Origin of the sequence: Dietzia sp. UBA5065 (assembly GCA_002415925.1) — a bacterium.
Lineage (GTDB): Bacteria > Actinomycetota > Actinomycetes > Mycobacteriales > Mycobacteriaceae > Dietzia.
The window spans coordinates 8,576-13,549 of the sequence record DIAZ01000062.1 but is presented as its reverse complement, the minus strand read 5'-3'; the positions used below and the strand labels follow the sequence as shown (position 1 = coordinate 13,549).

Annotated in this window: 5 protein-coding genes; 2 read left to right on the top strand and 3 right to left on the bottom strand. The window is 71.9% G+C overall.

Annotated elements, in window-relative coordinates; translation table 11 throughout:
* Positions 1-43 precede the first annotated feature (43 nt).
* Positions 44-1,255, top strand: a complete 1,212-nt coding sequence (locus B4M60_RS04770; protein WP_291080794.1) for an acetyl-CoA C-acetyltransferase — start codon at positions 44-46, stop codon at positions 1,253-1,255.
* Positions 1,256-1,561: 306 nt separating this feature from the next.
* Here the strand turns inward: B4M60_RS04770 and catC are convergent, their stop codons facing one another.
* The 3 genes from catC to catA all read right to left on the bottom strand — a co-directional run bounded on the left by catC (position 1,562) and on the right by catA (position 3,955).
* Positions 1,562-1,843: a muconolactone Delta-isomerase gene (catC, locus tag B4M60_RS04765; protein ID WP_291080781.1), complete on the bottom strand. Its 282-nt coding sequence runs from the start codon at positions 1,841-1,843 to the stop codon at positions 1,562-1,564.
* A gap of 34 nt (positions 1,844-1,877) precedes the next feature.
* Positions 1,878-2,999: a muconate/chloromuconate family cycloisomerase gene (locus B4M60_RS04760; RefSeq protein WP_291080779.1), complete on the bottom strand. Its 1,122-nt coding sequence runs from the start codon at positions 2,997-2,999 to the stop codon at positions 1,878-1,880.
* Between the two features lie 89 nt (positions 3,000-3,088).
* Positions 3,089-3,955 (bottom strand): catechol 1,2-dioxygenase, encoded by an 867-nt coding sequence (catA, locus tag B4M60_RS04755; RefSeq protein WP_291080777.1) that lies wholly within the window; start codon positions 3,953-3,955, stop codon positions 3,089-3,091.
* 286 nt (positions 3,956-4,241) lie between these two features.
* Here catA and B4M60_RS04750 point away from each other — a divergent pair.
* Positions 4,242-4,974, top strand: a 733-nt coding sequence (locus tag B4M60_RS04750) for a hypothetical protein (RefSeq protein ID WP_291080775.1), incomplete at its 3' end; no start/stop codon positions are given.

The following is a 4,974-nucleotide window of genomic DNA, read 5'->3' as shown; positions in this document are numbered from 1 at the left end:
CGACACCCAGCCCGACGACACCCAAGCCCAACGAGGAGACCTCATGCGCGACACCGTCATCTGCCAGCCCCTCCGCACCCCGGTCGGCCGCTTCGGCGGCGTGTTCCGCGAGCTCGACGCCAACACCCTGGCCACGTCCCTGCTCACGGCGCTCGTCGAGCGCACCGGCCTGACCGGAGCGGACGTCGACGACGTGATCCTGGGCCAGGGATCGCCCGGCGGCGAGGGCCCGGCCATCGGCCGGATCGCCGCCCTCGACTCCCCGCTCGGGATCGACGTGCCCGGGATGCAGCTCGACCGGCGCTGCGGTTCCGGCCTCCAGGCCGTCATCACCGGCGCGTTGCAGGTGGCCTCCGGCGGCGTCGACCTCGTCGTGGCCGGCGGCGTCGAGTCGATGAGTCAGGTGGAGTTCTACGCCACCCCCTCGCCCCGCTGGGGCATCAAGGGCGACGGGATCTCGCTCGTCGACCGCCTCGGCCGCGCCCGCACCACGGTCGGCGGCCGCTCCCACGTCATCGACGGCGGGATGATCGAGACCGCCGAGAACCTCCGCCGCGAGTACGGCATCACCCGCGAGGAGCAGGACCGGCTCGCCGCGCAGTCCCATCAGCGCGCGGTCGCCGCCCAGCAGTCCGGGGTGTTCGCCGAGGAGATCGTCCCCGTCACCGTCCCGCAGCGCAGGGGCGACCACGTCGTCGTCGACACCGACGAGCATCCCCGCGCCGACACGACGGTCGAGGCCCTGTCCGGGCTGCGCGCGATCATGGGTCGCACCGACCCCGAGGCGACCGTCACCGCCGGCAACGCGTCGGGGCAGAACGACGGCGCGGCGATGTGCATCGTCACCACGACGGACAAGGCGGCCTCCCTCGGGTTGACGCCGCTCGTGCGCCTGGCCTCGTGGGCCGTCGCGGGCGTGGCCCCCGAGACCATGGGCATCGGCCCGGTCCCCGCCACCGCCAAGGCGCTCGGCCGGCTCGGGATGACGCTGGCGGACATGGACGTGATCGAGCTGAACGAGGCCTTTGCCGCGCAGGCGCTGTCGGTCATGCGCGAGTGGGACATCGATCCCGCCTCCGAGCGTCTCAACCCGCACGGGTCCGGCATCTCGCTCGGCCACCCCGTGGGCGCGACCGGTGCCCGCATCCTCGCCACCCTCTCGCACGAGCTGGTGCGCCGCGACGCCCAGTGGGGCCTGGAGACCATGTGCATCGGCGGTGGGCAGGGCCTGGCCGCGGTGTTCGAGCGCGTCTGACCCACCTCGGCCGCGTGCCGGGGGGCGGTCGGGCCGCCGCTGCCCCCTGGATGCGCTGCGTCTCCGGCTTACGCTGCGTCTCCGCCGTACGCTGCCGCCGGGATGCGCTGCGTCTCCGGCTTACGCTGGCCGACTGGTCCGGTCGCCCAGCGCCACCCCGGGAATCCCGTGCAAACAGGCCGCACAGGCCGAAGAGCCAGCGCAAGTCCCGGGGTCGCGCTGCGGCTGTGCCCGCCGCTGTGGTGGGCGCCGCCGATCGGGTGCGCTCGCCCAGGGGAACAGCGTCCCACGCACCTCGACCGGGGATCAGTCGATGCGCGAGGGGTGGCGGGTCAGCGCCATCACCTCGATGTCCATGAACGGGAACAGCGGAAGGCCGGAGAGCAGCTCGTGAAGCTCGTCGGCCGACTCGACGTCGAAGATGCTGATGTTGGAGTACTGGCCCACGATGCGCCAGAGCTCACGCCACTTTCCGGAGCGCTGCAGCTCCTGGCTGTAGGCCTTCTCGCGGGCCAGGGTCTCGGCCCGTACCTGCGGGTCCAGGTCGTGCGGGAGGTGGACGTCCATGCGGACGTGGAACAGTGCCATCGTCTGACTCTCCTTGTGGGTCGGGGTGCCGCTGTCAGCGGCGGGTGAACTTCTCCACGGCGTCGTGGTCGATCTCCACGCCCAGGCCCGGCCCCTCCGGGAGGTGGACGCGGCCGGCCTCGTACCTGATCGGGGTGGTCACGTAGGTCTCGGCCAGCAGGAGCGGACCGAACAGCTCGGAGCCGTAGTTGAACCCCGGCTCCGCGCACGCCAGGTGCAGCGAGGCCATCGTCCCGATGGGGCCCTCCAGCGAGGTCGCGGCGTGGCACGCCACCCCGGCCGTGCGCGCGATCGCCACGACCTCCTTGCTGCGGGTCAGCCCCCCGAGCTTGGTGGTCTTCACCGCGATCACGCCGGCGGCGTCCCGACGGACCACCTCGAGGGCGTCGTGCGGGGACTGCACCGACTCGTCCGCCATGATGTGCACGGGCAGGGTGCGGTTGAGCTCGGCCAGGACCTCGATCTGTTCCGTGGGGGTCGGCTGCTCGATGAGCTCGATCCCCGCGTCCACCAGCGCCGGCAGGTGGGTGGTGGCGGTGAACCGGTCCCAGCGGGCGTTGATGTCCACCCGCAGCCCGGCGCGCCCGTCGAGCCGCCCGGCGAGCGCGGCGATGCGGGCGACGTCCTCGGCCGGATCCAGCGCGCCCATCTTGAGCTTGAAGGTGCGGTGCCGGTCGGTGGCGAGGAGCTCGTCGATCTCCTCGACCATCTCCTCGAGCGGCATGGCCCCCAGGGCCCACGTGCACTCGATGGAGTCGCGGACCGCGCCCCCGAGAAGGGACCGCACCGGCACGTCCAGGGTGCGCGCCCACGCATCGAACATCGCGATCTCGAGCGCTGCCTTGGCGAAGCGGCCCCGGGCCACCACCCCCTCCATGGCCTCGAGGACCGCGGGGATCTGGTCCACGCGGCGACCCACAGCCACCGGAGCGAGGTACTTCTCGACGAGCACCTGCATAGTCTCCGCCGATTCGCCGCCCCACCAGGGCCCTCCCGGGGTGACGCCCTCCCCGTGGCCGACCACCCCGTCGGCGGTGGTCACCGACACGAGCAGGATCGACTGCGCGGTCGCGGTGGTGGTCGCGAACTTGTGGGGACGGATGAGCGGGACGTCGAGGATGCGGGTCTCGACGGAGCGGATGGTCATGTCGGTCATGGTCGGTCCTCGTCTAGGTGGGGAGCACGGACGCCCCGGCCGCTCGTGGCGGCCGGGGCGGGCGGCGGCGATTCCGGAGAACGTGCCGGTCAGGCGACGTAGCGCGGCGCGGACACCGGGTCGAGCACGAAGTCGTAGACCACCTCGTCGACCCCGTCGGCGCCCGGCTTGGGGTCCAGGAGAAGCTCGGGCTTGACCGCCCCGGCCACGTCGTCCTCGACCCACTGGCCGCCCTGGAAGTAGAGCTGGGTGGTGATGAGTCGCTTGCCCGGTGCCGTCACCTTGAGGTGGAGGTGGGCGGGACGCCACGGGTGGCCGTCGTAGCTGGCGATGAACTCGCCGGTCGGCCCGTCGTGCGGGATCTGGTACGGCGCGGGCTGGATCGTGGTGATCTCGAAGCCGCCCTCGGCGTCGGTGGAGAAGGTGCCGCGCAGGTTCCACTCCGGGATGCCCAGGCCGTCGTCGAACTGCGAGTAGTAGCCGTCGGAGTCGGCGTGCCAGAGCTCGACGGTCGCGCCCTCGATGCCGGCACCGTCCAGGTCACGGACCTGGCCCTTGAACACCAGGTGGGTGCCCTTCTCGTCCTCACGCATCGGCATGGTGCCCCTGGCGCCGAGATTCGGGGCGCCGGGAACGTAGTACGGGCCCTCGATGGAGCCCTTGGTGCCGTCGAAGATCCGACTGTTGGAGTCCTCGATGAAGTGCTCGAGGAACACGTCGAGCCACAGCGGCCACTCGCCGCCCTCGCCCACGTCGATGAGCCACTGCTTGAGGACGCGGTACTCGTCGTAGGTCACCTCGTGCTGGTAGATGACCTCGGAGAGCTTGGTCAGCACGTCCTTGTAGATCGCGGCGGCGCGCTCGGGCGAGGTGTCGGAGGTGACCCGGTTGCCCTTGAACTTGTCGGTGGCGGCGTTGCCTGAGCCGGAGGCGGTGGGGACTGCGGTGGTGGACATGACGCTCCCTGGGTGAGTGGGGACTGGATCGGGCCGGGGGACCGTGGTCCCGGCGGAGTGGGTCCGCCAGCCGATGACCACCACCGTGCACCCCGGGATGCTGTGTCGTCAATCACTCACTTTACGGATGTAGTGACACAATTGTGCGCATCGCGAACCCCGGGTCCGGGTCGGTGCAGGTCACCGGCCGCCACCCGACGTGCCGTTCGCATGCCGAACCAACCACCCTGGGGCATGACTAGGGTTAACCCTGGCCCACCCGCGCGCCGCGCCCTACGCTGGACCGATGAGCCCCCAGCGTCGCGGCGAACTCCGCGGATCCCTCGACGGACTGCTCGACACCCATCGACTGGTGACGGACCGCGGGTCCCGGGTCGTCCTGGTGACCGCCCCGACCGGGGGCGGGAAGACACACACCCTCGACACGTTCCTCTCTTCGCTTCGCGGCGTCACGGTCGCGGCGGTCCGGGCGCTGCCCTGGGACCACCGACGACCGTGGTCGACGGCCGACCGGGCGCTCACCCGATTCCCCAGCGGCCCCACCCGACACCCGCTCCTCGCCTCATCGGAGACCACCGTCGCCGTGGCGCTGCGCTCCGCGCTCCGCGTGGCGGGCCCGGGGACGGTCGTGGCGCTCGACGACGCCGACCACGCCGACCCCGACTCGCTCCGGGGCATGGTCGACGCCGTCGAATCGGCCGATTCCGTTCTGCTCGTGCTGACCTCGTCGTCGTCGGATCCCGGCCCCTCCGCCGACCTGGTCGCCCGCGTCGCCGCGGTGACCCTCCGCCTGGATCGGCTCGACACCGTCTCGCTCCGCGAGCTGGTCACCGCGCGGACCGGGATCGAGCCCTCGGAGGGGTCGGTCCGGCGCCTGCTCGACCTCACCGGCGGCGACACCGCCACCGTCACGGCGATCACCGATCACGTGGGGCCGGACTGGTGGTCCGCCCCTCACGGCGCTCCCCGACTCCCTCCGACCCTCCGCGCCGACGTCGACGCCCGGCTCCGCGACCTGG

Coding starts and splice junctions, on each gene's coding strand:
- catC (WP_291080781.1), bottom strand. CDS start 1,843: ATGGCACTGTTCCACGTCCGCATGGACGTCCACCTCCCGCACGACCTG.
- B4M60_RS04770 (WP_291080794.1), top strand. CDS start 44: ATGCGCGACACCGTCATCTGCCAGCCCCTCCGCACCCCGGTCGGCCGC.
- catA (WP_291080777.1), bottom strand. CDS start 3,955: ATGTCCACCACCGCAGTCCCCACCGCCTCCGGCTCAGGCAACGCCGCC.
- B4M60_RS04760 (WP_291080779.1), bottom strand. CDS start 2,999: ATGACCGACATGACCATCCGCTCCGTCGAGACCCGCATCCTCGACGTC.